Genomic DNA, 23535 nt, shown 5'->3' with positions numbered 1-23535 from the left:
CCGGCTCTGATCACGCGAGTTACGCGGGGCAGAGGGTGCCGTCGGCGGGGACCTTGCCGTCGATCAGGAACGCGCGGGCCGCGTCGGTGACGCACGGCGACGCGCCGACCGCGCCGTGGCCCGCGCCCTGCCAGGTGAGGGTCACCGCGGTCGGCATCTGGTCGGCCGCGCGGGTGCTGCCGACCTGGGGGGTCACCGGGTCCGCCGCGGTGGCCGTGACCAGGATCGGCGGGGCGCCCGTCGCGCCCGCCGGCGGCAGCGGCTCGGTCCGCACCGGCCACGGGCCGCACCAGGCCAGCTGCTGGGCGACGACCGTGCCGAACTGCGGGTACTTCGCCCGCATCCCGGCGACGACCTGGTCGAGCTGGTCGGCCGAGAGCCGCGACTGGCTGTCGTTGCAGCGGGTGGCGATGGTCGCGTCGATCCGCGACGGCTGGGCGCGCGTGTCCTGCAGCACCGGCGAAGCAAAAGCGGCCAGCGGCGTGATGTTCCCGGACCGGGCCGCGGTGATCGCGTCCGCCAGCTCCGGCCACCGCGAGCGCTGCGCCAGTCCCGAGTAGACGGCGTACATCGCGACACCCGGGCCGAACGCAACACCGTCGTCGGTCGACGGCGCCATGCGCCGCAGCTGGTCGGTGACGGCCGCCAGGGCCGCCTTCGGGTCGCCTAGGGTGCAGCCGCGGGCCGCGCAGTCCGCGGCGAAGGCGTCCAAGGTGGACTGGGCGCCGGCGGCTACCGCGTCGAGCACCGCCGCGGTGTCCGGGCCCGGGTCGGGCACGCCGTCGAGCACCATCCGCCCGACCTGGCCGGGGAAGCGCACCGCGTACTCCGACAGCACCTTCGAGCCGTCACCGCGGCCGAGCGCGTTGAGCCGCTCCATCCCCAGCTGCTTCCGCAGCTCGTCGAGGTCGCCCGCACCGCGCCAGCTGTCCAACGCGGTCTGCGAGTCGTCGAGCTCGATCGCGCACTGCTGGCCGGCCCTGCGCGCCGCGTCCAGCACCCCCTGCAGGTCACCCTGGGCCGGGTCGGCGTCGATCAGGTCGTGCCGGACGTCGGCGGGCACACACTGGACGGCGCCCGAAAGCCCGGTCCCGCGCCGGTCCACGCCGATCAGCGAGAACTTCTCCAGGAACGCCGGCGGCAGCGCCGCGGCCAGCCGTGCGGCGTACACCGAGCCCGGCTCGCCGTCGATGTCGTTGACGACGACCAGCGGGATCGGCCCGGCGCCGACCTTCACCGCGAGCAGCCGCACCACCGAGCGCCGGGCCTCGCCGGGCGCGTCGAGCGGCGCGGTGACACGCGCGCAGGTGAAGTGCAGCGTGTCCGGGACGGCGGGGGTGCCGATCCGCTGCCGGGTGTCGTCGTCGCAGTCACCCCACCGCAGTGACGGCGACTGCGGTTCGGCCAGCGGCGGCAGCGGCACCGGCGGGGTGCCCGCGGGCGTGCTGCCGGTCGTCTTCCCGTCGTTCTCGACCAGCGCCGGCCGGACCGACGGCCCGGCGGCGCACCCCGCGGCGGCGGCCACGGCGAGCAGCGCGACCAGGAGACGGGAACGGCGGCGGCGCACGGGCGGAGTCCTCACGTCGATCAAGGCAGGGCACGCCGAGCTTTGCACGGCCGGTGTGGGACGAGGGTTAGCGGGTCCGCACCACCTGGCCGCGGAAGACGGCGTCGAGGTCGTAGCGGGCCGGTTCCTCCAGCTGCGTGTAGTCGCACGACGCGGGTTCGCGGTCGGGGCGCCACCGCTTGAACCGCGCGTTGTGCCGGAACCGCGACGGCATGCCGCCTTCGGTGTTCTCGTAAGCGACCTCGACCACCCGCTCGGGCCGCAGCGGCACCCATTCGTGCTCGGTGGCGCGCCAGCGGGTGATCCCGCCGGGGATCCGCTGCGCGACCCCGGTCGCCTTCCCGCCCCAGGGGTGGTCTTCGCCGTCGGTGACCAGCGGCGCCAGCTCCTCGGCCAGCTCACGGCGGCGGTCCTTCGGGAACGACCCGACGGTGCCGACGTGGTGCAGCACACCCGCGTCGTCGTGCAGGCCGAGCAGGAACGACCCGACGAGCTCACCGGGGCCGCCGTCGACGTGCCAGCGCAGCCCGGCGAGCACGCAGTCCGCGGTGCGCAAGTGCTTGTACTTGTGCAGGACGCGCTTGCCCGGCGTGTACGGCTCGTCCAGCGGCTTGCCGATGACGCCGTCGAGGCCGGCGCCTTCGAACAGCTCGAACCAGTGCCGCGCGGTGTCCGCGTCGGTGGTCGCCGGGGTGAGCGGGAAGCGGTCGCCGGCCAGCTCGACGAGCCGTTCGCGGCGGGCCGACGTCGGCTCCTCGAGGAGCAGTTCGTCGTCCAGCGCGAGCACGTCGAACGCGACGAACTCGGCGGGCTGCTCGGCCGCCAGCAGCGTGATGCGGCTTTCGGCGGGGTGGATCCGCTCGGTGAGCGCGTCGAAGTTCAGCCGCCCGTCGCGCGCGACAACGAGTTCGCCGTCCAGTACCACCCGCGGCGGCAGGATCTCCAGCAGCCGCGCGACCGCCTCCGGGAAGTACCGGTTCAACGGCTTTTCCGCGCGGGACTGCAGGTACAGCTCGTCGCCGTCCTTGAAGACGATGCAGCGGAAGCCGTCCCACTTCGGCTCGAACAGCAGGCCGCCGGAGTCCGGGATGGCCTTCGCGGGCTTGGCGAGCATCGGCTTCAGCGGCGGCTGCAGCGGTAGGGGCATGTCGGGCATTCTGCGGAAAAGCGCGGCTCAGCGCACGCGTTTGGCCGGGCTCGTGTCGAGTTCGAGGCGGACGGCCGCGGGCAGCACGTCGAGGCCGAGCGACTCGCGTGCCCGGGTCAGCACCCGCGCGTCCAGCTCCGCCCAGACGCTCTTGAGGTCGGTGCCCTCGTGCAGCCACAGGGTGAGGCGCAGCGCCGGGGCCGTCCGGGAGCCGACCGCGCGGACCCGGGCGCGGCTGACGCCGGCCAGCTGCTCCGCGTCGGCCTGGACCGCGCCGGCGATCGCGGCCGCGGTGACCACCAGCTCCGCGCCTTCGGTGCGGTCGAGGTCCAGGTCCGGGCGCGGTTCGGGACGCAGCGAGCGCAGCGCCCAGCGCAGCCCGAGCACGAACAGCAGGACACCGAGCACGATCGCGGCGATCCGGGCCGGGGTGGCGTGCCCGCCGAGCCAGCCGACGGCGATCGGGTCGAGCAGCGGGCGGCGGCCGCGGAACTCGCCGAGCACACCGAAGCCCACCAGCAGGGCCAGCGCCCCGCCGAGCAGCGCGAAGAGCCCGACGAGGAACGTCAGCGTGCGTTCGCCGGTGTACGACCGGGAAAGCGCCTTCGTGGCGACTGACTTGCTCATCGGCGGCGGTCCTTCGGCGAGTCGACGACGACCGACACCTTCGGCCGCCGCACGAGCGGGACTTCGTCGAGCAACGCGGACACCGTCGCCAGCAACCGGGGCCGCAGCTCGCCCTCGGTTTCGAGGGTGGACTTCGCGCGGACGCGGACCCGCCGGGCGCTCGCGGTGACCGTCGCGCCGGCGACGTTGTCCTGCGCGCGCACGGTCAGCCCGACCAGCCGAGCGAGCGACCGCGGTGACGTCGAGACGCTCACCTCGTCGGCCGGGTCGGTCAGCCGGATCGCGCGGCTCCCGGCGGCCAGCGCGCACACCAGCAGCACCAGGCCCGCGGCCGCGAGCACCGCGGCGCCGACACGCACGGCGTAGGCGTCCCAGCCCAGCGCCGTCAGCTCGGCCTGCCAGCGCGGCCACGGCACCACCAGCGGCCCGGCGGCCGGGCGCCACCAGTGCCAGCCGACCTCGAGCGCCAGCAGCGCCCCGGCGGCGGCGAAGGCCAGGCCGAGCAGGGTGGAGACGATGCGGACGAACGGGCGCACGGCTACCGCACCCTCGGCGGCACGTCCGGCAGCAGCGCCGACACCGTCACGGCCAGCGTCCGCACGTGGTAGCCGGTGACCAGCTCCACCTCTTCGACGACCTTGGCGCGCACGTCACCGACGACCGACCGGACCGCGGCCGGGTAGTTCAGGGCGAGGTCCAGCGCGAGGTCGACGTTGTCGTCCTGCCCGCCGACCTTCGCCTTCGAGCCCTTCTTGCCGTCCTGCGCGGTGCCCGGCACCTGGTCGGCGGCGTGCTGCGCGACCTTGCGCACCACCGCGTGGCCGATGGTGAGCGTGCCGCGCTCGGCCGGTTCGGCAAGTTCCCGCGGCACGTCGAGGACCCGGCTCACTTGTCGCGGCCCTTCCCGAAGAGCTCGCCGAGGTCGAGTTCGCCGTCGAGGACCCGGCCGGCGACCAGGCCGATGATCCCGACGGCCAGGGTCACCAGGAACGCGGTGAACCCCTGGGTCGCGGCCAGGCCGAGGATGAGCCCGGCCAGGAGCCCGGTCTGCGTTGCGTTCACATGTCCTCCTTGGACGGCTTGAACGGGGGAAGCTTGCCCCGGTGACGCGGTCAGCGCACCCGGGGCGGGCGACGGCGGCGCCGGAACCGGGCCACCAGGGCGGCGATCCCGCGGCGGTTGACGACGAAGCTCACCGGGGCGTCGTAGCGGGAGTCCACTTCGGACGCGCCGGCGCGGAACCGGGCCAGCCCGGCGGCGAACTCGGCCGGGTCACCGCCGACGTCGGGGTGGTGGGTGCGCACGAACTCCCGGAAGGCCGCCCGGCCCTCCGGGGTGTCGCGCCCGCCCCGCCCGGTCACTCCACCCGCGTCGATTCGGGCTCTTCCTCGCCCGGCAGGTGGATGTCGTTGACGGCGATGTTCACCTCGATCACCTCGAGCCCGGTGATCTGCTCGACCGCGGTGATCACGTTGCGCCGCACCGCGCGGGCGACGTCGGCGATGCGCGCGCCGTACTCGACGATGACGTCGAGGTCGATCGCGGTCTGCTTCTCGCCGACCTCCACCGAGACGCCGGTGGTGGTGACCGTGCCGGACCCGGGGATCCGTTCGCGCAGCGCGCCGATCGCCCGCGACACCCCGCCGCCGCCCAGCGCGTGCACGCCGGCGACCTCACGGGCGGCCAGGCCGGCGACCTTCTGCACGACCAACGACGAGATCGTGGTGCGGCCGGCGGCGCCCTCCTCATTGAGCGGGGTCACCGTGCCGGGGCTCTCGGTCCGTTCCGGATGCATGCGTGAAGGCTCCTCTCGCGGCGGTCTCTCGCCCTTACGATGCCCGGCGGCGCGAAACCCTCACGCAAGGTCCCCCGATCGGGGGAACGTCAGCCGGGGTGGACGTCCACGACGTGCACGTTCACCGTCGTGGCGACACCGAGCTGGCGGGACAGCTCGGTGGTGATCTCCCGCCGGAGCGCTTCGGCGGCCTCGTCGGCGGTGATGCCGAACCGGACCGACACCAGCACCTGCACGACGTCGTCCTCGACCGCCACGGCCGACACGCGCACGCCGTCGGGCGCCCGGTCCGCGGCGATGGTGTGGGCCAGCCGCCCGACCACGGCTTCGGCGACACGCAGGCTGCCTTCCTCGCCGGGCACCTCCACGGCCGTCCGGCGGCCGCGCGCGACGGCTCGCAGCACGCGTTCGACCAGGCCGGGCGGGGTCGGCACCCGGCGCCGGGCCGCGGCGCGCACGGCGTCCCAGCGGGGGTCCCGCTCGGGGTCCTGAGGCTCGGTCATCACCGCCCCCTCAACTCGGCGAGCAGCGCCACCCTGGCCCGGTGCAGCCGCGAGCGCAAGGCGCCGACGTTCACGTCGAGCACTTCGGCGACCTCTTCGTAGCTCAGCCCCTCCAGCTCGCGCAGCACCAGCGGCACCCGCTGGGACAGCTCCAGCCGGCCGATCGCGCGCAGCACCGCGTCGACCTCCTCGGCCCGCACGACGCGGCCTTCGGGGCCCGGATCCGCCCCGGCGAGCAGCGCGCTGTCCACAGTGGACTGGCCGTCGGGCTCCGGTGCGTCCAGCGAGATCGTGGGCCGGCGGCGGCGCAGCAGGGCGAGCGCGCTGTTGGTGACGACGCGGTAGAGCCAGGTCGACACCGCGGACTCGTGCCGGAACCCGGGGAGGGCGCGCCACGCGGCGAGCCACGACTCCTGCACGACGTCCTCGGCCTCGGCCGTGCTGCCGGTGATCCGCAGCGCGACGCGGTACATCCGGGGCGTGTGGCGCCGCACGAGCACGCCGAACGCGGCGTCGTCACCACCCGCGGCCCGCGTGACGAGGTCGGTGTCGTTCATCCGGCGGCTCTGCGGTAGCGCAGGAGCGTGAAGCCGTCCTCGACCAGGATCGAGGCCAGCGCGAGCCGCCGGGGCACGGCGGGGGCGGCGCCGGTGGCGATCCGGTCCGCCGTCCCGGCCACGAGCAGCGGCGCGACGGTGAGGCACAGCTGGTCGACCCGGTCGGCGGCGACGAGCTGGGCGAACAGCCGCGGCCCGCCTTCACAGGCGATGCGGCGCAGGCCACGCGCGGCGAGCAGGTCGAGGGCGCGCGGGACGTCGACGTCGGTGTCCCCGGCCCGCAGGATCTCGGCTCCGGCGGCTTCGAGCGGTCCGGTCTCGGCGGTCTCCGTGGTGATCACGATCGGGGGCACGACGGTCTTGGTGAACAGCCGCGAGGCGGGGTCCAGGTCGGCGGTGCGCGTCACGACGGCGATCGGCGGGACCCCGTCGAAGCCCAGCCGGCGACGGCGCTCCAGCCGTTTTGCGCCCGCGACGACCCCGCGGTAGTCCTCGGCGCGGGCGGTCCCGGCGCCGACCAGGATCACGTCGGCGAGGTCGCGCCCGAGCAGGAAGACCTCGCGGTCGGCGGCGTGCGAGAGCCCCGCGGAGGTGGTGTCGACCTCGACCGCGCCGTCGGCGGACGCGACGAAGTTGACCTGCACCCACGGGCCGGTGAGGTCGGCCGGATAGGCGTAGATCTCCTCGAGGTCCACCCCGGTCAGTTCGCCCGTCGAAGAGGGCCACACGCTCCGCACGGGACAATCCCAGCACGGGCGTGAACCACGTCTCTACCGGGGGACAGGCCCGCCCGGACGGGGGTGCGGCGCGGATAGGCTCTGCGACCATGCCCGCGCACCTGACCGACCGCCGACCCGAGCTCGGCGCCGACGAGCTGATCGGCGCGCTGGTGCCGCCGCCGCGGTTCGACGCCGTCCGGTTCGAGACCTACCTCCCGAATCCGGACGAGCCGAGCCAGGCCGCGGCGGTCGAGGCCTGTTCCGCGTTCGCCGCGAAGGTGGGCGCGCGCAAGGAGAAGAAGCGCTTCAAGCTCTTCGGCGGGTCCGCCGAGCCGGCCGGGCCGATGGGGCTCTACCTCGACGGCGGCTTCGGTGTCGGCAAGACCCACCTGCTCGCCTCGACGTGGCACGCGGCGCCGTCACCCAAGGCGTACGGGACGTTCGTCGAGCTGACCCACCTGGTCGGCGCGCTGGGTTTCGCCGAGGCCGTGCGGCGGCTGGCCGAGCACCGGATCCTGGCCATCGACGAGTTCGAGCTGGACGACCCGGGGGACACCACGCTGGTCACCCGGCTGCTGCAGGAGCTCATGGACGCCGGCGTGTACATCGCCGCGACGTCGAACACGCTGCCGGAGAAGCTCGGCGAAGGCCGCTTCGCCGCCGAAGACTTCCTGCGCGAGATCCAGTCGCTGTCGGCCCGGTTCGGCGTGGTGCGCGTCGACGGCCCGGACTACCGCCACCGCGGCCTGCCGGACGCGCCACCGCCGGTCACCCCGGACGTCCTCGAGGAGTCGGTCGCGGCCCACGAAGGGTCCACTGTGGACGACTTCGACGCGCTGTGCGACCACCTGGCTTCGCTGCACCCGTCGCGGTACGGGCGGCTGCTTGACGGCGTGACCCGTGTCCACCTGCGTGACATCCACCCGGCGCCGGACCAGAACGTGGCGCTGCGCCTGGTCGCGTTCGCCGACCGGCTCTACGACCGGGCGATCCCGGTGGTGGTGTCCGGGGAGCCGCTGCCGGCGCTGTTCACCGAGGAGATGGTGAACGGCGGCTACCGCAAGAAGTACCTGCGCGCGGTCAGCCGGTTGACGGCACTGGCGCGGGACGCGGCGCCGACCACGTGACAAGCACAACGGCGATCGCGAAGAGCGTGCCGCCGGCGACGTCGGTGAGGTAGTGGTAGCCCATCCCGACCAGGCCGGCCGCGGCCGCGAGCAGCGCCAGTGCGGCCAGCACCACGACGTAGGCCTTGCGGGTGACCAGCACCAGCACCGTCAGCACCGCGACCAGGCTGACCGTGTGCCCGCTCGGGTAGACGAGGGTGCCGTTCTTCCAGCGGTCGTAGACCGGCTTGAGCAGCCAGCCGTTCAGCAGGATCGCCAGCAGCGGGCCGGCGAGCGCGAGCCCGGCCTCGAACCGCCGTCCGGCCCGCAGGCACAGGCCGATGGCGAGGACACCCAGCGCGAACACGACGTACGGCTCGGTCGTCAGCACCAGGACCCGCGCCGCGCCGGGGCCGAGGTGCGCGACCGCGGTCGCGGCGGCGGTGTCCACGGCGCCGGGCGTGCTGCCGCCGGCGAACGGGAGCCCCAGCAGGAGCGCGAGCAGGCCGCACACCGCGGCGAGCACCCGGATCGTCCTCACCCGCGCGAGGGTAGCCGTGACCGCGTGGTGCGCCCGTCTGCCACGATGCGGGGAGAGTGGTTTTGTACGGAGGAACGGATGCGCATCACGGTGGCGGGGGCCGGGATCATCGGCCTGAGCTGCGCGTACCGGCTGGCCGGTGCGGGACACGAGGTGACGGTCGTCGCGGCGGCCGGCCCGGGGGAGTCGACGTCGGCGGTGGCGGGCGGGGTGCTGTACCCGCCGGTGCGCCGCCCGGACAAGCGGATCGCGCGCTGGACGGCCGAGACCCTGGCCGTGCTGCGCTCGCAGGAGGCGCCTGGTGTGCGCTTCCGCCGCGGCCGGGTCCTGCTGGCCTCGGGCGAGCCGGAACCGCAATGGCTCCGCGCGATGGAGGACCCGGTCCGCGCCGGTGACCAGCTGGTGTTCACCACGGCGCTGGTCGACACCCCGGTGTACCTGACGTGGCTGCTCTCGCGCGTCGAAGCCCTCGGCGTGCGGTTCGAACACCGGTCGCTGACGTCGCTCGTGGACCTCGACGCGGACGTCGTGGTCAACGCGGCGGGCCTCGGCGCGGGCCGCCTGGCGGGCGACGGCTCGATGGTCCCGATCGGCGGCCAGGTGGTGCACCTCACGGACCCGGGACTGCGCGAGTTCGTGGTGGACGAGACGGGCCCGGGAGTCACGTACGTCATCCCGCACGGCGACCACGTGGTCTGCGGCGGCACGGAGGAGCCGGGCCGCGGCGACGTCGAACCCAACCCGGGCGTGACGGCGGACATCGTGCGCCGCAGCCGCGAGCTGGTCCCGGCCCTGGCGGGCGCGGAGATCCTGCGGTCCGCGGTGGGCCTGCGCCCGTTCCGGCCGGTGGTGCGGCTGGAGCGGAAGGACGACGTCGTGCACTGTTACGGGCACGGCGGAGCGGGGATCACCCTGGCGTGGGGCTGTGCGGCCGACGTCGCCGAGCTGGTCGGGTCAGCTCCCTGAGAAGGCGGCGTGGTCGGCCTCCGTCCGGTCGGCGTAGCGGAGGGCGTACGCGCCCATCGCCTCGTCGAGCTCGGAGTCGTCGGCGAAGTAGCCGGACAGGAGCTTCGGGTGCAGTGACCGCGTGTGGGCCCGCGCGAGCAGCGCCCCGGCCAGCCGGCCGTAGTCGTCGAGGTGATCCTTCTCCAGCTCCGCCGGGTTGATGTCGCCCTTGAGGTTCCGGAACTGCCGGACGATGAACGGCACCCCGTCGATCGTGGTCCAGCCGAGCAGGATGTCCGTCTCGGCCTGCACGAGCCGCGCGCCGTCGACGATGCGGCGGCCTTCGTGCTCGGCCGCGGGCAGGCCGAGGTACGGCGCCAGCGCGGGTGGTTGCGCCTGCTTCACCTGCAGCACCAGGTCTTCGTCGTCGTTTCCGTGCAGCAGCGCGACGTAGCTGCGCAGCCCGACGCTGCCGGTGCCGACCACGCGGAAGGCGACGTCGGCGATCCGGTACCGCGAAATCAGCGTGCGCCGCGACTCGCGCAGGGTGTCCACATAGGACGTCAGTCCGGTGGCGACGGCTTCGGCGGTCTTCTCGTCGACGTGGGTCAGCACCGGCGGGTCCTCGACGAACCGGTGCCGCGCCAGGCCGGTGCGGTGGTCGTCGACCCGCTCGGTCCACTTCGCGACGACCTTCGCGCTGTCGTTCTTGCGGGCCTTCTCGGCGGCGTCGGCGAAGTCGTCGATCAGCTCGTCCGCCCGCGCCTTCGACAGCACCGACGAGTCCGGCAGCGCGTTCCACGACCGCAGGAACGGCAGCTCGGCCAGCGCGCGGATGGTCCGGCGGTACGACTTGACGGCGTCTTCGGCGGCCTCACGGCAGCCGGCCTCGCCGATGCCGCCTTCACGGCCGGCGAGCACCAGACTGGCGGCGAGCCGCTTGAGGTCCCACTCCCACGGACCCGGCACGGTCTCGTCGAAGTCGTTGATGTCCATCACGATCTTGCCTTCGGGTGTGCCGTAGAGCCCGAAGTTGGCCGCGTGCGCGTCCCCGCAGAGCTGCGCGGTGAGCCCGGCGTCCGGTGTGCCCGCGAGGTCGGCGCCCATCAGCCCGGCCGCCCCGCGGAAGAAGGTGAACGGCGACACGAGCATGCGTTCCCGGCGCAGCTCGACCAGCTCCGGCAGCCGCCCCTGGTTGCTGGCCTCGAAGTACTGCTTCGGGCTCGGCCGGTCCTTCGCGGCGGCCTCGTGATCGTGCACGGTGACCGGCGCCTTCTCCCGGAGCCGCTTCCCCTGTTCGTACAGCTCGGCCGGGGTGACACTGTCCGTGCCGGCCAGCGGCCGCTCCACCCATTCCCCTGATCCCATACCCGGCACAACGTCCGAAGGGGACGTTCTGCTCCCGGTTGTGCTCCGGATGCCGCCGGGGCGGGAGGCTCACCCGGCGGCATCCGGTGGTTCAGGGGCGGATGACCTCGGCGATCGCGTCGATGCCGCGGTCGAGCTCCTCGCGGGTGATCACCAGCGGCGGCGCCACGCGCAGGGTGCGCTCGTGCGTCTCCTTGCACAGCACGCCGCGGGTGGCCAGCGCTTCGGACGCCGCGCGTCCTTCGGGGCCACCGGGGGCGATGTCGAGGCCTGCCCACAGGCCGCGGCCGCGCACCTCGGACAGCCCGTTCCCGACCAGCGCGTTCAGCCGTTCGTGCAGGTGGGCGCCCAGTTCCGTGGAGCGCTGCTGGAACTCGCCGGTCCGCAGCAGTTTCACGACCGCACGCCCGACCGCGCACGCGACCGGGTTGCCGCCGAACGTCGACCCGTGCTCACCCGGCTTCAGCACGCCGAGCACGTCGCCGCGGCCGGCCACCGCCGACACCGGCAGGATGCCGCCGCCGAGGGCCTTGCCGAGCGTGTAGAGGTCCGCGCGGACACCTTCGTGGTCCAGCGCCAGCACCGTGCCGGTGCGGGCCAGCCCGGACTGGATCTCGTCGGCGATCAGCAGCACGTCGTGGTCGTCACACGCGGCGCGGACGTCGGCGAAGTAGCCCTCCGGCGGCACGATGACCCCGGCTTCGCCCTGCACCGGCTCCAGCAGCACGGCGGCCGTGCGCGGGGTGATGGCGTCACGCAGCGCGGCGGCGTCGCCGTACTTCACCGTGACGAAGCCCGGGGTGAACGGGCCGAAGTCGGCGCGGGCCGTCTCGTCGGTCGAGAACGACACGATCGTGGTGGTCCGGCCGTGGAAGTTCGAGCCGGCGACGATGATCTCGGCGGTGCCGTCCGGCACGCCCTTGACCCGGTGCGCCCACTTGCGGGCGATCTTGACCGCCGACTCGACGGCCTCGGCGCCGGAGTTCATCGGCAGCACCAGCTCGGTGCCGGTCAGCTCGGCCAGCTCGCGGCAGAACAGCCCGAGCTGGTCGTGGTGGAACGCCCGCGACGTCAGCGTGACGCGGCCGAGCTGCGCCACCGCGGCGGCGATCAGGTCCGGGTGGCGGTGCCCGAAGTTCAGCGCCGAATAACCGGACAGGAAGTCGAGGTAGGACCGGCCTTCGACGTCGGTCACCGTCGCGCCTTCGGCCTCGGCGATCACGACGGGCAACGGGTGGTAGTTGTGCGTGCTCCATTGCTCGTCGAGCTCGATGAAGCTCGCGGCGGAGGGGGCGGCGGTCTCCCGGCCGGCGAACGTCGTCATGTGTTCAGGTTAGAGGCAGCAGACGCAGAGTTCAGCCGGGAATCATTGCTTTCACCCGTTGTTCGTTGCGCAATACCCTGCTCGGACCCGCGAATCGCTGCGTCACCACCCGGCCGGGTGCGTCGACGGGAAAGCGGCGTCCCGACTGGCTATCGTCGCGGGATGGCCAAAAAGGACGACGGAAGCCGGATCCGGGACGCGCTGCGCGTCGGCGCGGAGCTGCCGGAGCCGGGCTCGGCCCCGGTCGGGCCCGGCAAGAAGCCCAAGGCCCTCGCCAAGCTGGACGGCGCCGGCGAGCGGCTGTCCGCGCTGCAGGAGGCGCTGTACGCCGAGGGCGTCGGCGGCGGGCAACGCAGCGTGCTGCTGGTGCTGCAGGGCATGGACACCTCGGGCAAGGGCGGCACGGTCACGCACGTGCTCGGCCTGGTCAACCCGATGGGCGTCCGCTACGCCGGGTTCAAGGCGCCCACGCCGGCCGAGCGCCGCCACCACTACCTCTGGCGGATCCGCAAGCAGCTGCCGGTGCCCGGCCAGATCGGCGTCTTCGACCGCTCGCACTACGAGGACATCCTGGTCCCGCGCGTGACCGGGCTGCTCACCGCGGCCGAGCGGCGCCGCCGGTACAGCGAGATCAACGCGTTCGAGAAGGAGCTGGCCGACGCCGGCACGACCGTCGTCAAGGTCTTCCTGCACATCTCGCCGGAGGAGCAGCTCAAGCGGCTCAAGGCCCGGCTGGAGACGCCCGAGAAGCGCTGGAAGTACAACCCGGGCGACCTCGAAGCGCGCTCGCACTGGCCGGCCTACCAGCAGGCCTACGCCGACATCTTCAAGAAGACGTCGACGGACCACGCGCCGTGGCACGTCGTGCCCGCCGACCACAAGTGGTACCGCAACTGGGCCGTCGCCGAGCTGCTCATCGAAACCCTCACGGAGCTGGACCCGAAGTTCCCGGAGCCGGACTTCGACGTCGCCGAAGAGCTGGCCAAGCTGAAGGGTGTTGGCGTCCCGGCGTGAGGGTCTGAAAGAGTGCGGACGTGACCGATGTCGACGACCTCCCGTTCCTCCGCAAGCAGGCCCGGACCCAGCGCTTCACCCTCGGCGCGCCGAAGGAGTTCCGGGTCGCCCCGGACGCCTCGCGTGTGCTGTTCCTGCGCGCGGAGTCGGGCACCGACCCCCGGCACAGCCTCTGGTCGGCCGACCTCGCGACCGGCGCCGAAACGAAGCTCGTGGACGCCGCCGAGCTGCTGCCCGGCGAGGAGGAGCTGCCCGCCGAGGAGCGGGCGCGCCGCGAACGGGCCCGCGAGACCGGCGGCGGCGTGGTGCACTACGGCGTCGACGCGGGCTTCACCGTCGCGGCGTTCTCGCTCTCGGGCAAGCTCCACACCCTCGACCTGGCCACCGGCGAAGTGACCCTGCGCGTCGACGGCGCGGTGATCGACCCGCGGCCCAATCCGACCGGCACGCACGTCGCGTACGTGCAGAACCGGCGGCTGCACGTGATGGAGCTGGCCACCGGCGAAGACCGGGTGCTCGTCGAGGAGGACGGCGAGGACATCGCCTGGGGCCTGGCCGAGTTCATCGCCGCCGAGGAGATGGACCGCACCCGCGGGTACTGGTGGGCCCCCGACGGCCGCAGCATCCTGGCCGAGCGGTCCGACCGCGGCCCGGTGCCGCGCTGGACGATCGCCGACCCCGCCAACCCGCAGCACCCGGCCACCGTGGTCGCCTACCCGGCCGCGGGCACCACGAACGCGCTCGTTTCGCTGGCCGTGCTCGGCCTCGACGGCTCCCGCGTCGACGTCGCCCCGGGCGAATGGGAGTACCTGGCCTCGGTGCACTGGTCGGCCGGCGGCGCGCCGCTGCTGGCCGTCGAACCGCGGGACCAGAAGCGGATGGACGTGCTCGCACTCGACGTCACCGACGGCTCGACCTCGGTGCTCCACACGGCGGCCGACCAGCACTGGATCGACATCGTCGGCGGTGTCCCGGCGTGGACCCCGGACGGGCGGCTGGTCACCGAGGGCATGGTCGACGGTGACCACCGGCTGTTCGTCGGCGGCGAGGCGGTCACCCCGGCCGGGCTGCAGCTGCGCGCCGTGCTCGACGTCGGTGCCGAGATCCTCTTCAGCGCGTCCGAGGCCGACCCGACGCAGATCCACGTCTTCCGCACCGAAGGCGGCTCGATCCGCCGCCTGTCCACTGTGGACGGCGTGCACCACGGGGCCGGGAGCGCGGCGGTCACCGTGCTTTCGTCGTGGAGCCTGGAGCACAGCGGCCCGCGCGTCTCGGTGCTGCGCGATGGCGCGGAAGCCGTGTCGATTGCTTCGTCCACTGTGGACCCGGACATCGTGCCGAACCTGACCTGGCTGACGCTGGGCGAGCGCGGCCTGCGTGCGGCGCTGCTCCTGCCGCGCGGGTACGAGCCGAGCGAAGGCAAACTGCCGGTGCTGCTCGACCCGTACGGCGGGCCGCACGCCCAGCGCGTGCTGCAGAGCCGCAACGCGTTCCTGACGTCGCAGTGGCTGGCCGACCAGGGTTTTGCGGTGCTCGTCGCGGACGGCCGCGGCACGCCGGGCCGCGGCGCGGTGTGGGAGCGCGAGATCGCCGGCCGGCTCGCCGACGTCACCCTGGCCGACCAGGTCGACGCGCTCCAGGCAGCGGCCGCGCAGTTCCCCGAGCTGGACGTCGAGCGCGTCGCCATTCGTGGCTGGTCCTACGGCGGTTACCTGTCCGCGCTGGCCGTGCTACGGCGCCCGGACGTCTTCCACGCGGCGGTCGCGGGCGCGCCGGTCACCGACTGGTCGCTGTACGACACCCACTACACCGAGCGCTACCTCGGCAAACCGCAGGACGAACCCGAGAGCTACGCGCACAACTCGCTGATCGAGAGCGCCGGCGAGCTGAGCCGCGCGCTGCTGATCGTGCACGGGCTGGCCGACGACAACGTGTTCGTCGCGCACGCGCTGCGGCTGTCGTCGGCGTTGCTGGCGAAGGGCCGCTCGCACGTCTTCCTGCCGCTGGCGGGGGCCACCCACATGACGCCGCAGGCCGAAGAGGTCGCGGAGAACCTGGTGCGCACGCAGGTCGACTGGCTGCTGCGCGAGCTTTCCGCCGTGGAGAAGGAGACTGCATGAGCCGCTGGGGCCTCACGATTCCGCTGACCGGGGTGCCGCTGACGGCGCACCGCGAGCTGGTCGAGCAGCTGCCCGACCTGGGCTACACCGACGCGTGGACGGCGGAGACGGCGGGCGCGGACGCGTTCACGCCGCTCGTGCTGGCGTCGCAGTGGGCGCCGCAGCTGCGGCTGGGCACCGCGATCGTGCCGGTGTACACCCGCGGGCCGGGCCTGCTGGCGATGCAGGCGGCGACGGTCGCCGAGCTCGCCCCGGGCCGGTTCGTCCTCGGCATCGGCGCGTCGTCCCCGGTGATCGTCTCGAACTGGAACGCGGCGCCGTTCGAAGCGCCGTTCGCGCGGTCTCGCGACACGCTGCGCTTCCTGCGGTCGGCGTTGGCGGGGGAGAAGGTCAGCGAGAAGTACGAGACGTTCGCCGTCTCGAAGTTCCGGCTGGAGCGGCCCGCCGACCCGGCGCCGTCGATCATGCTGGCAGCCCTGCGCCCGGGCATGCTCCGCCTGGCGGCGCGCGAAGCGGACGGCGCGATCACCAACTGGCTGGCGGCTTCGGACGTGCCCAAGGTGCGCTCGGTGGTGGGCCCGGACGTGGAGCTGGCGGCCCGGATCTTCGTCTGCCCCACGGAGGACGCGGAAGCGGCGCGCGGCCTGGGCCGGATGCTGATCTCGAGCTACCTGACGGTCCCGGTGTACGCGGCGTTCCACGACTGGCTCGGCCGGGGCGAGGCGCTGGCCCCGATGCACGAGGCGTGGGCGGCGGGGGACCGGCAGAAGGCCAACCAGGTGATCCCGGACTCGGTGGTGGACGAGCTGGTGGTCCACGGCAGCATCGAGTCGTGCCGGGAGCAGGTCAAGTCCTATGTGGACAACGGCTTGACCACGCCGATCATCGCGCTCCTGCCGACCGGCGGCGATCCGTTCGAGCAGGTTCGCGGCCTCGCCCCGCGCTGACCCCATGCGCCCCAATGTGGCCTTCGTTGCGTCTCGCGCACCCAAGGCGGCCTTCGGTGCGTCAGACGCAACCAAGGCCGCCTTGGGGCGCTCGGGTCAGGCGAAGACCGCGGTGGCCAGCAGCAGCCCGAGCGCTCCCGAAGCCAGCCCGGCGACCACCGTCACCAGCACGTTGAGCACCGCGTACAACCGCGTCTTCTCCAGGAACAGCCGCAAGGTCTCGTAGCCGAACGTCGAGAACGTCGTCAGCCCGCCGCAGAACCCCACCGCCACCAGCGACCGCACCGACGCGGGCTCCGCGCCGTGCAGGAGCCAGCCGCTCAGGAAGCCCAGGATCAGCGACCCCAGGACATTCACCGTCAGCGTGCCCCACGGGAACGGCGAATCCCGCCACCGCTGCACCCGCCGGTCGGTCAGGTACCGCAGGATCGACCCGGCCGCGCCGCCGGCGGCCACCAGGAGCACCGTCACTCCGGACGTCCCACGTAGCGGATGACCTCGACCTGGTCGAGCGTCACCAGGCCCTCGCCGATCAGCTCGTCCAGCTGCGGCAGGAACGCCCGCAGCTTCTCCTCCGCGTCGACGATCACGATCACCATCGGCAGGTCCTCCGACAGCGACAGGATCCGCGTCGTGTGGATCAGCGACGACGCGCCGTAGCCCTCGACCCCGCGAAGCACCGAAGCGCCCGCCAGCCCGGCATCCCGCGCCCGGCGGACGATCTCGTGGTAGAGCGGCTTGTGGTGCCAGTGGTCGTCCTCGCCGATGTAGACGGTGAGCCGGGTGGCGGGTCCCTCCATCAGTGCCCCTTCCGCAGCGCGCGGGTCGCCGTCAGGCCGGCGGTCACCGCGGCCAGGCACAGCGCCACCGACGCCAGCACGTACCCCAGCGAAGCCAGTATCCGCCCGGTGGTCGCCGCGTCCAGGGTGTCGGCCACGAACGTGGAGAACGTCGTGAACCCGCCGAGCACCCCGACACCGAGGAACGGCCGGGCCAGGTGGTGCGGCCGCGCGGTGGTCGTCAGCACCGCCATCAGGACGCCGATGAGCAGGCAGCCGAGCACGTTGGTGACCAGCGTCGCCACGGCGAACTCCCCGCGGCCGTGCGGGATCGCCACCGACAGGCCGTACCGGGCGAGGCTGCCCAGCGCGCCGCCGGCGCCGATCGCGAGCAGGACGTCCCACCGGGTCGCCGGGGTCGCGGAAATGCCGATCACCTCCTGGCCGGAACCTACCCCGGCCAGGAGGCACCGTCACGCCGGGCGGATGTTCTGGTTGACGTGGAACACGTTCTCCGGGTCGTAGCGCCGCTTCACCTCCACCAGCCGCGCGTAGTTGCCGCCGTAGGACGACCGCACCCGGTCCTGCCCCTCCTCCATCATGAAGTTGACGTACGCGCCGCCCGCCGACGTCGGGTGCAGGTCCGCCCAGTAGTCCCGCGTCCACTCCGAAACCAGGACGGCGTTCTCCGGCGAAGGATCGACCCCCACGATCACACCCGACCAGCCGCCGGAGCGGTGCGGGAACGCCGTCGCGTCCGAAGGAACGCGGCTCGCCGCGCCGTCGATCGGGTACAGGTGCATCGACGAGTGCATCGTCGGCAGCTGCTCGCCGTGCTTGAGGTGGACGGCGATCGCGTCGTCGGAGATCTCGTGGAACACGTCCGCGCGCCAGTACCACTGCAGCCCGGCGGGGTACAGCCCGTCGAACGCGCCCTGCAGCGCGGTGTACGGCATGTCGTGCAGGCCGACCAGCAGCGGTGTCCCGAACTCGCGCACCGGCGCCAGGATCTCGTCCGCTTTGTCGTGCGCACCCGTGTAGCACCAGACGATGCCGCACGCCTTCCGCCCCCACAGCGCTTCGGGGAACGGCGGTGCGGGCGGCACCGTGATCAGGCCGAACCAGCCGCTGAGCTCCTCCGGCAGCGACGGCAGCAGCTCCCGGTACCAGCGCAGCACGTCGGGGGTGTCGTCGAGGTCGTAGAGCACCGGCCCGCCGATGATCGTGCCGCGCTCGCCGATGTCGTGGCACCGGAAGGTGAACGACGTGACGACGCCGAAGTTGCCGCCCCCGCCGCGCAGGGCCCAGAACAGGTCGGTGTGCGACGTCTCGCTCGCGTGCACGAACGAGCCGTCCGCGAGCACGACGTCCGCGCCGAGCAGGTTGTCGACGGTCAGGCCGAACCGCCGGGCCAGGTAGCCGATGCCGCCGCCGAGCGTCAGCCCCGCGACGCCGGTGGACCCGACGATGCCGGACGGCGTCGCCATGCCGAAGGCGACCGTGGCGTGGTCGACGTCGCCCCAGGTGCAGCCGGCGTCGGCGCGCACGGTGTGGTTCACCGGGTCGACCGTGGTGCTGCGCAGCCGCGACAGGTCGATGACCAGCGCGCCGTCGGCGACCCCCAGGCCGCCCGCGTTGTGGCCGCCGCCGCGCACGGCGATGTCGAGGCCGCTCGCGCGCCCGTAGCGGACGCAGGCGACGACGTCGGCGGTGTCGTGGCAGTAGGCGATCGCCGCCGGCCGCTTGTCGATCATGGCGTTGTAGACGGCGCGCGCTTCGTCGTAGCCGGGGTCTGCCGGCGTGACCAGGTCGCCGCGCAGGGCGGCGGCCAGTTCTTCGTGGGGTGCGGCGGTCGTGGTCATGGAGCCCCTCCTCGGGAATGCGTTCCCGACGGAACCTAGGCACGCGGCGTTCGCGCAGCGTTCGGTCCGCTCAGGCGCCGGGGCGAACGCTGCCGGAGCCGGCCGAACACCGGCGGAGCAGGGCGACGCTGCCCTGGGCGCGGGCCAGCTCCGCGGCCGCCGCCAGCCGGGGCGCCGGGTCGGCGTCGTGCGCGGCCCGCAGCCGCAGCACCTCCGGCAGCCACCAGCGGTCGTCCCTGGCCTCGCCGGCCGCGAGCGCGGCGTCGAGCGTCGCGCGGGCGGCCTCCGGCGCGGAGAGCTCGGCGAGCAGCGTCAGCCAGTACGGCATCCGGGCGAACGACCCCTCCGCCTTGAGCCGGTTGACGCCCTCCTGCGCCGCAGCCAGGCCGGGCGCGCCGCCGCGGAACCAGCCGCCCAGCACCAGCGCCCACTCCCGGTAGTACGCGAAGCCGTACCGGTCGCAGAGGGTGTGCAGCTCGGTGACGGCCGCCCACATCGCCGGCCGGTCGCGGCGCATCTGGTGCGTCACACCCGCGTACGCGAGGCCGATGGCGAGGCTGTACGGGTCGTCGACCGAACGGGCGCGCGCGACGGCTTCGGCGGCGCTCGCCACGGCCGCGTCGTCGTCACCGAGGAGCCAGTGCGCGTGCGCCGCCCAGGCCGGGCCGTGCACGTCCGGGCGGGTGCCGATGGGCAGCGAAGCGGCGCCGCGGGTGCGGTCCGCGGCCAGGGCGAAGTGCCGCACCGCCTCGGCCGGGCGGCCGAGGCTGACCGACGAGCCGGCGAAGGCGAAGTGCGCCGTGCCGCTCTGCACCGGGGTCGAGTCCGGTCCGAGCAGCTTCAGCGCGCGTTCGGCCAGCTCGTGCGCCTGCGCGGTCCGGCCCTGGACGAACCGCGACGAGAACAGCGCCAGCAGTTCGATCAGCATCGCCGCGGTGTCCCCGGCCGCCTCCGCGAGTTCGAGCGAGCGCTCGACGGTCCGCTGCAGCTCGGGTGAGGAGTAGCCGTACCGGGCGTTGAGCGGCCCGGCGAGCTCGTCGAGGACGGCTTGTTCCGTCCGGTTGCGCGCGCCGCTCGCCGGCCGCGCGCGGATGAGCGCCAGTGCCTCCTTGAGCAGCCGGATCGCTTCGGCGTGGGCGAAGGTGTGCGCGGCGACGCCCGCCGCCTGCCGGTAGAGGGTGACGGCGCGGTCGGGCCGCCCACCACGGGCGTACTGCTCGGCCAGCTGCGCCGCGACGGCGTCGGTGTCGTCGGCGTGCAGCAGCTCCATGCCCTGGGCCAGCCGCCGGTGCAGCAGCCACCGGCGCGGTGGGCTGACCTGCTGGTAGGCGGCCTCGCGCAGCAGGTCGTGGGTGAAGTCGTAACCGCCGCGGAACTCACGCAGGATCCGGCGCCGCCACAGCTCGTCCACCGCGTCGACCACCGTGTCCGCGTCGAGGTCGCTGGCCTCGGTGAGCAGTTCGAGGGTGAAGTCGCGGCCGGCCGCGGCGGCGAGCCCGGCGACCTCGCGCGCCGCCGGCCCCGGCTGCTCGAGCCGCGCCCGCAGCACGGCGGTCAGGCCGCCGGTGGGCGGGGAAGCGTTGGCGCGCACGGCTTCCACCACGAACAGCGGGTAGCCGCCGGTGGCCGCGTGCAGCAGGTTCCGGTCCGGTTCGGACAGCGGCCGCCCGGCGACCGCTTCGCCGAGCAGCGCCGTGCCGTGGGCGTCGAACGGGCGCAGCGGCAGCTCGGCCAGCCTGCCGTCGTCACGCAGCTGCGTGGTCCACGACGTGACGCCCGGCGCGAGGTCGCCTTCGCGCAGCGTCCCGGCGACCAGCAGCGGCGCGTCCGGCAGCAGGCCGAGGCAGAAGGTGAGGAACGCGCTCGTCTCTTCGTCGCACCACTGCACGTTTTCGAGCACCAGCAGAACGGGCCGCCCGCCGGCGGTCAGCGCCCGGCCGAGCCCTTCGAAGAACCGCAGGCGCTGCCACGCCTCGAGAGTGGGCCGACCGCCGGTCGGTCGCGCGGCCGGCAGCAACCGGCCGACCTCGGCCCGCCAGACCGGGTCGAGCGCCGTCGCGGCCTGCTGCAGCGCGGGCGTGCGCAGCCAATCGGCCACCGGCGCGAGCGCGAGCCGGCCCGGCGTGCCGAAGCAGCGGCCGGCGGCCACGACCGCACCCTCGGCGCGGGCGAGCCCGGCCAGTTCGGCCACCAGCCGCGTCTTGCCGACCCCGGCGTCACCACGCACGAGGACGATCCCCGCCCGGCCCGCCGCGGCCGTCCGCCACGCCTCGCCGAGGCGCGCCAGCTCGGCGGCCCGGCCGACGAGCCCGGGCGCCGCCGCCCGCCGGAGCTCGGGGTCCGGGCGGTCGAGCAGCCGGCGGAGCGCCGCGCGGGTCGCTTCGGCCGGGACGACGCCGAGTTCGCGTTCGAGGACCGACGCACACCGGTGGTAGGTGCTCACCGCGCCCGCCCGGTCGCCGGCGTCGGCCTGCAGCGCCATCAGGGTCCGGTAGCCGTTCTCTTCCAGCGGCCGCAGCCGGATCCGCCGGCGGGCCGCGGCGAGCGCGGCGGCGGGGTCGCCCGACGGCGTCCGGCAGACCAGGTCGCACAGTTCGACACACTGGCGGTCCAGCTCGGCGCGCGCGGCCAGGACCCAGTCGTCGGTCAGGCCGGGCAGCAGCTCGCCGCGGTAGGCCGCGAGGGCGGTGTGCGCCTGGGCGAGCACGGCGCCGGGATCCGCGGCGGCCAGCGCGGCCCGGCGGGCGACGTCGAACTCCCGCACGTCCACGCGGCTCGACGGCGTGTCCCGCCAGCACAGGTCCTGCCCGGTGACGGCCAGCGACGGCGGGTCGCCCAGCACCCGGCGCAGCTGGTGCAGCTCACGGCGGAGGTTCGTCAGGGCCTGCGCGTCGGTCGAGTCCGGCCAGAACAGCCCGGCGATCCGCCGCCGCGGCTGCGCCTGCCCGGCGTGCACGACCAAGTGGCCCACGAGCGCGACCGACCGCGGCGACCGCGTCAGCACGGCGCCGGTCTCGTCGTCGGCGATCACCTGCTCGCCCAGCAGTGAAATCCGCAGCATCCCGGTCGTGGAGGTTAGCCCGGAAGCCGGTCCGCGGGCGGATCTTCACCGCGCAGGGGTTGCGCCGGGGCCGCCGGGTGCGCAGGCTCGACGTCGTGAGCGAGCACGAGTACGACCTCATCGTCATCGGTTCGGGCCCCGGCGGCCAGAAGGCCGCCATCGCCGCGGCGAAGCTCGGCAAGAGGGTGGCGGTCGTCGACCGGCACGACATGGTCGGCGGGGTGTGCGTCAACACCGGCACGATCCCGTCCAAGACGCTGCGCGAAGCGGTGCTCTACCTGACCGGCATGAACCAGCGCGAGCTGTACGGCGCGAGCTACCGCGTCAAGCAGGACATCACCATCGCCGACCTGCTGGCGCGCACCCAGCACGTGGTCGGGCGCGAGGTCCAGGTCGTGCGCGCGCAGCTGATGCGCAACCACGTCGACCTGATCGCCGGCACCGGCTCCTTCGCCGACCCGCACACGGTGCTCGTCGACGGCAGGCACCCCGGGGACCGCCGGACGCTGACCGCCGACTACGTCGTGATCGCCACCGGCACCCGCCCCGCACGCCCGGGCCACGTCGACTTCGACGCCGCCCGCGTGCTCGACTCCGACGAGATCCTGCGCCTGGAGCAGATCCCGTCGTCGCTGGTCGTGGTGGGCGCCGGGGTGATCGGGATCGAGTACGCGTCGATGTTCGCCGCGCTCGGCTCGCGGGTCACCGTGGTCGAGCAGCGTGACCAGATGCTCGACTTCTGCGACCCCGAGATCGTCGAGTCGCTCAAGTTCCAGCTGCGCGACCTCGGCGTCACCTTCCGCTTCGGCGAGAAGGTCGCGGACGTCGCGGTCTCCGACGACGCGACGATCACGACGCTGGTCAGCGGCAAGCGCATCCCGGCCGACGGTGTCATGTACTCGGCGGGCCGCCAGGGCATGACCGGCGAGCTGACCCTGGAGGCGGCGGGCCTGGCGGCCGACGAGCGCGGCCGGCTCGTGGTCGACGAGAACTACCGCACCGAGGTGCCGCACATCTACGCGGTCGGCGACGTGATCGGCTTCCCGGCGCTGGCGGCGACGTCGATGGACCAGGGCCGGCTCGCGGCCTACCACGCGTTCGGCGAGCCTGCGAACGGCCTCGGCGCGCTGCAGCCGATCGGGATCTACACGATCCCGGAGATCTCGTACGTCGGCTCGACCGAGGCGCAGCTGACGTCGTCGTCGGTGCCGTACGAGGTCGGCATCGCGCGGTACCGCGAGCTGGCGCGCGGCCAGATCACCGGCGACAGCTACGGGATGCTGAAGCTGCTGGTGTCCACGAAGGACCGGAAACTGCTGGGCGTGCACGTCTTCGGCACCGGCGCGACCGATCTGGTCCACATCGGACAGGCGGTGATGGGCTGCGGCGGGACGGTCGACTACCTCGTCGACGCGGTCTTCAACTACCCGACGCTTTCGGAGGCGTACAAGGTGGCGGCGCTGGACGCCACCAACAAGATCCGGGCGTTGGACCGCTTCACGTCCTGACGCCCCATCCGCACCACCCGTCCCACCCGGAATCCGCCCTTGGTG

General features: G+C 73.7%; 25 protein-coding genes. 6 read left to right on the top strand and 19 right to left on the bottom strand.

What is annotated here, in order from left to right:
- Nucleotides 1–19 precede the first annotated feature (19 nt).
- From ACIA5G_RS16880 to ACIA5G_RS16830, 11 genes are all read right to left on the bottom strand, one after another.
- Nucleotides 20–1567: an alpha/beta hydrolase gene (locus tag ACIA5G_RS16880; protein WP_395924918.1), complete on the bottom strand. Its 1548-nt coding sequence runs from the start codon at nucleotides 1565–1567 to the stop codon at nucleotides 20–22.
- Nucleotides 1568–1634: 67 nt separating this feature from the next.
- Nucleotides 1635–2714 (bottom strand): ATP-dependent DNA ligase, encoded by a 1080-nt coding sequence (locus ACIA5G_RS16875; RefSeq protein ID WP_395923936.1) that lies wholly within the window; start codon nucleotides 2712–2714, stop codon nucleotides 1635–1637.
- 27 nt (nucleotides 2715–2741) lie between these two features.
- Nucleotides 2742–3341 carry an alkaline shock response membrane anchor protein AmaP gene (locus ACIA5G_RS16870; protein ID WP_395923934.1) on the bottom strand — a complete coding sequence of 200 codons (600 nt, stop codon included), beginning with the start codon at nucleotides 3339–3341 and terminating at the stop codon, nucleotides 2742–2744.
- A complete protein-coding gene (locus tag ACIA5G_RS16865; RefSeq protein ID WP_395923933.1) occupies nucleotides 3338–3877 on the bottom strand; it encodes a DUF6286 domain-containing protein in 540 nt (179 codons plus the stop codon). Before ACIA5G_RS16865 ends, ACIA5G_RS16870 begins: the two co-directional genes overlap by 4 nt.
- 2 nt (nucleotides 3878–3879) lie before the next feature.
- A complete protein-coding gene (locus ACIA5G_RS16860; protein ID WP_395923931.1) occupies nucleotides 3880–4230 on the bottom strand; it encodes a hypothetical protein in 351 nt (116 codons plus the stop codon).
- Entirely contained in the window at nucleotides 4227–4403 is a 177-nt protein-coding gene (locus ACIA5G_RS16855; RefSeq protein WP_013224542.1) for a hypothetical protein, read from the bottom strand. The genes ACIA5G_RS16860 and ACIA5G_RS16855 overlap by 4 nt, the downstream gene beginning before the upstream one ends.
- 50 nt (nucleotides 4404–4453) lie before the next feature.
- Nucleotides 4454–4702: a hypothetical protein gene (locus tag ACIA5G_RS16850; RefSeq protein ID WP_395923928.1), complete on the bottom strand. Its 249-nt coding sequence runs from the start codon at nucleotides 4700–4702 to the stop codon at nucleotides 4454–4456.
- On the bottom strand, nucleotides 4699–5136 hold the full coding sequence (locus tag ACIA5G_RS16845; RefSeq protein ID WP_395923927.1) for an Asp23/Gls24 family envelope stress response protein: 438 nt from the start codon (nucleotides 5134–5136) through the stop codon (nucleotides 4699–4701). The genes ACIA5G_RS16850 and ACIA5G_RS16845 overlap by 4 nt, the downstream gene beginning before the upstream one ends.
- A gap of 89 nt (nucleotides 5137–5225) precedes the next feature.
- Nucleotides 5226–5639 carry an Asp23/Gls24 family envelope stress response protein gene (locus tag ACIA5G_RS16840; RefSeq protein WP_395923925.1) on the bottom strand — a complete coding sequence of 138 codons (414 nt, stop codon included), beginning with the start codon at nucleotides 5637–5639 and terminating at the stop codon, nucleotides 5226–5228.
- Nucleotides 5639–6196: an RNA polymerase sigma factor gene (locus ACIA5G_RS16835; RefSeq protein WP_395923923.1), complete on the bottom strand. Its 558-nt coding sequence runs from the start codon at nucleotides 6194–6196 to the stop codon at nucleotides 5639–5641. Before ACIA5G_RS16835 ends, ACIA5G_RS16840 begins: the two co-directional genes overlap by 1 nt.
- On the bottom strand, nucleotides 6193–6933 hold the full coding sequence (locus ACIA5G_RS16830) for a pyrimidine reductase family protein (protein ID WP_395923921.1): 741 nt from the start codon (nucleotides 6931–6933) through the stop codon (nucleotides 6193–6195). Before ACIA5G_RS16830 ends, ACIA5G_RS16835 begins: the two co-directional genes overlap by 4 nt.
- Before the next feature lie 89 nt (nucleotides 6934–7022).
- Here ACIA5G_RS16830 and zapE point away from each other — a divergent pair, with 89 nt between their 5' ends.
- Entirely contained in the window at nucleotides 7023–8042 is a 1020-nt protein-coding gene (gene zapE / locus ACIA5G_RS16825; RefSeq protein WP_395923919.1) for a cell division protein ZapE, read from the top strand.
- On the opposite strand, the gene ACIA5G_RS16820 is transcribed toward zapE, so the two are convergent.
- The gene (locus ACIA5G_RS16820; RefSeq protein ID WP_395923917.1) at nucleotides 7996–8562 is read right to left on the bottom strand and encodes a phosphatase PAP2 family protein; all 567 of its coding nucleotides are present in this window, start codon (nucleotides 8560–8562) and stop codon (nucleotides 7996–7998) included. The two genes, zapE and ACIA5G_RS16820, sit on opposite strands and share 47 nt — an antisense overlap.
- 78 nt (nucleotides 8563–8640) lie before the next feature.
- On the opposite strand from ACIA5G_RS16820, the gene ACIA5G_RS16815 reads away from it, so the two are divergent.
- The gene (locus ACIA5G_RS16815; RefSeq protein ID WP_395923915.1) at nucleotides 8641–9528 is read left to right on the top strand and encodes an FAD-dependent oxidoreductase; all 888 of its coding nucleotides are present in this window, start codon (nucleotides 8641–8643) and stop codon (nucleotides 9526–9528) included.
- Here ACIA5G_RS16815 and ACIA5G_RS16810 read toward each other — a convergent pair.
- Nucleotides 9517–10875: a DUF2252 domain-containing protein gene (locus ACIA5G_RS16810; protein ID WP_395923913.1), complete on the bottom strand. Its 1359-nt coding sequence runs from the start codon at nucleotides 10873–10875 to the stop codon at nucleotides 9517–9519. The two genes, ACIA5G_RS16815 and ACIA5G_RS16810, sit on opposite strands and share 12 nt — an antisense overlap.
- A gap of 91 nt (nucleotides 10876–10966) precedes the next feature.
- A complete protein-coding gene (rocD, locus tag ACIA5G_RS16805) occupies nucleotides 10967–12199 on the bottom strand; it encodes an ornithine--oxo-acid transaminase (protein WP_395923911.1) in 1233 nt (410 codons plus the stop codon).
- A 162-nt stretch (nucleotides 12200–12361) separates the two neighbouring features.
- On the opposite strand from rocD, the gene ACIA5G_RS16800 reads away from it, so the two are divergent.
- The 3 genes from ACIA5G_RS16800 to ACIA5G_RS16790 are packed head-to-tail and all read left to right on the top strand — an operon-like array spanning nucleotide 12362 to nucleotide 16280.
- Nucleotides 12362–13213 carry a PPK2 family polyphosphate kinase gene (locus ACIA5G_RS16800; protein WP_395923909.1) on the top strand — a complete coding sequence of 284 codons (852 nt, stop codon included), beginning with the start codon at nucleotides 12362–12364 and terminating at the stop codon, nucleotides 13211–13213.
- 20 nt (nucleotides 13214–13233) lie between these two features.
- Nucleotides 13234–15333, top strand: coding sequence for a prolyl oligopeptidase family serine peptidase (locus tag ACIA5G_RS16795; RefSeq protein ID WP_395923907.1), 2100 nt, complete (start codon nucleotides 13234–13236; stop codon nucleotides 15331–15333).
- The gene (locus tag ACIA5G_RS16790; protein WP_395923905.1) at nucleotides 15330–16280 is read left to right on the top strand and encodes an LLM class F420-dependent oxidoreductase; all 951 of its coding nucleotides are present in this window, start codon (nucleotides 15330–15332) and stop codon (nucleotides 16278–16280) included. The genes ACIA5G_RS16795 and ACIA5G_RS16790 overlap by 4 nt, the downstream gene beginning before the upstream one ends.
- A gap of 96 nt (nucleotides 16281–16376) precedes the next feature.
- Here the strand turns inward: ACIA5G_RS16790 and crcB are convergent, their stop codons facing one another.
- The 5 genes from crcB to ACIA5G_RS16765 form a co-directional block, all read right to left on the bottom strand.
- Complete coding sequence (gene crcB / locus ACIA5G_RS16785; RefSeq protein WP_395923903.1) at nucleotides 16377–16751, bottom strand: fluoride efflux transporter CrcB; 375 nt, start codon at nucleotides 16749–16751, stop codon at nucleotides 16377–16379.
- The gene (locus ACIA5G_RS16780) at nucleotides 16748–17080 is read right to left on the bottom strand and encodes a DUF190 domain-containing protein (protein ID WP_395923901.1); all 333 of its coding nucleotides are present in this window, start codon (nucleotides 17078–17080) and stop codon (nucleotides 16748–16750) included. The genes crcB and ACIA5G_RS16780 overlap by 4 nt, the downstream gene beginning before the upstream one ends.
- Entirely contained in the window at nucleotides 17080–17487 is a 408-nt protein-coding gene (locus ACIA5G_RS16775) for a fluoride efflux transporter FluC (RefSeq protein ID WP_395924916.1), read from the bottom strand. Before ACIA5G_RS16775 ends, ACIA5G_RS16780 begins: the two co-directional genes overlap by 1 nt.
- 45 nt (nucleotides 17488–17532) lie before the next feature.
- Nucleotides 17533–18921, bottom strand: coding sequence for an FAD-binding oxidoreductase (locus ACIA5G_RS16770; RefSeq protein WP_395923899.1), 1389 nt, complete (start codon nucleotides 18919–18921; stop codon nucleotides 17533–17535).
- Between the two features lie 70 nt (nucleotides 18922–18991).
- On the bottom strand, nucleotides 18992–21982 hold the full coding sequence (locus ACIA5G_RS16765; RefSeq protein ID WP_395923897.1) for an ATP-binding protein: 2991 nt from the start codon (nucleotides 21980–21982) through the stop codon (nucleotides 18992–18994).
- A gap of 95 nt (nucleotides 21983–22077) precedes the next feature.
- On the opposite strand from ACIA5G_RS16765, the gene sthA reads away from it, so the two are divergent.
- On the top strand, nucleotides 22078–23490 hold the full coding sequence (sthA, locus tag ACIA5G_RS16760) for a Si-specific NAD(P)(+) transhydrogenase (RefSeq protein ID WP_395923895.1): 1413 nt from the start codon (nucleotides 22078–22080) through the stop codon (nucleotides 23488–23490).
- The last annotated feature ends 45 nt before the right edge of the window (nucleotides 23491–23535 follow it).

Source organism: Amycolatopsis sp. NPDC051758 (assembly GCF_044453095.1).
In the GTDB taxonomy this organism is placed as follows: Bacteria; Actinomycetota; Actinomycetes; order Mycobacteriales; family Pseudonocardiaceae; genus Amycolatopsis.
The sequence above is the reverse complement of the archived record's forward strand: the minus strand, read 5'-3'. Positions and strand labels throughout refer to the sequence as shown.

What these genes read in the sequence shown, in the direction of transcription:
- ACIA5G_RS16875 (WP_395923936.1), bottom strand. Translation starts at nt 2,714, where the DNA reads ATGCCCCTACCGCTGCAGCCGCCGCTGAAGCCGATGCTCGCCAAGCCC.
- ACIA5G_RS16870 (WP_395923934.1), bottom strand. Translation starts at nt 3,341, where the DNA reads ATGAGCAAGTCAGTCGCCACGAAGGCGCTTTCCCGGTCGTACACCGGC.
- ACIA5G_RS16845 (WP_395923927.1), bottom strand. Translation starts at nt 5,136, where the DNA reads ATGCATCCGGAACGGACCGAGAGCCCCGGCACGGTGACCCCGCTCAAT.
- ACIA5G_RS16840 (WP_395923925.1), bottom strand. Translation starts at nt 5,639, where the DNA reads ATGACCGAGCCTCAGGACCCCGAGCGGGACCCCCGCTGGGACGCCGTG.
- ACIA5G_RS16835 (WP_395923923.1), bottom strand. Translation starts at nt 6,196, where the DNA reads ATGAACGACACCGACCTCGTCACGCGGGCCGCGGGTGGTGACGACGCC.
- zapE (WP_395923919.1), top strand. Translation starts at nt 7,023, where the DNA reads ATGCCCGCGCACCTGACCGACCGCCGACCCGAGCTCGGCGCCGACGAG.
- ACIA5G_RS16815 (WP_395923915.1), top strand. Translation starts at nt 8,641, where the DNA reads ATGCGCATCACGGTGGCGGGGGCCGGGATCATCGGCCTGAGCTGCGCG.
- ACIA5G_RS16810 (WP_395923913.1), bottom strand. Translation starts at nt 10,875, where the DNA reads ATGGGATCAGGGGAATGGGTGGAGCGGCCGCTGGCCGGCACGGACAGT.
- rocD (WP_395923911.1), bottom strand. Translation starts at nt 12,199, where the DNA reads ATGACGACGTTCGCCGGCCGGGAGACCGCCGCCCCCTCCGCCGCGAGC.
- ACIA5G_RS16800 (WP_395923909.1), top strand. Translation starts at nt 12,362, where the DNA reads ATGGCCAAAAAGGACGACGGAAGCCGGATCCGGGACGCGCTGCGCGTC.
- ACIA5G_RS16790 (WP_395923905.1), top strand. Translation starts at nt 15,330, where the DNA reads ATGAGCCGCTGGGGCCTCACGATTCCGCTGACCGGGGTGCCGCTGACG.
- ACIA5G_RS16780 (WP_395923901.1), bottom strand. Translation starts at nt 17,080, where the DNA reads ATGGAGGGACCCGCCACCCGGCTCACCGTCTACATCGGCGAGGACGAC.
- ACIA5G_RS16770 (WP_395923899.1), bottom strand. Translation starts at nt 18,921, where the DNA reads ATGACCACGACCGCCGCACCCCACGAAGAACTGGCCGCCGCCCTGCGC.
- ACIA5G_RS16765 (WP_395923897.1), bottom strand. Translation starts at nt 21,982, where the DNA reads ATGCTGCGGATTTCACTGCTGGGCGAGCAGGTGATCGCCGACGACGAG.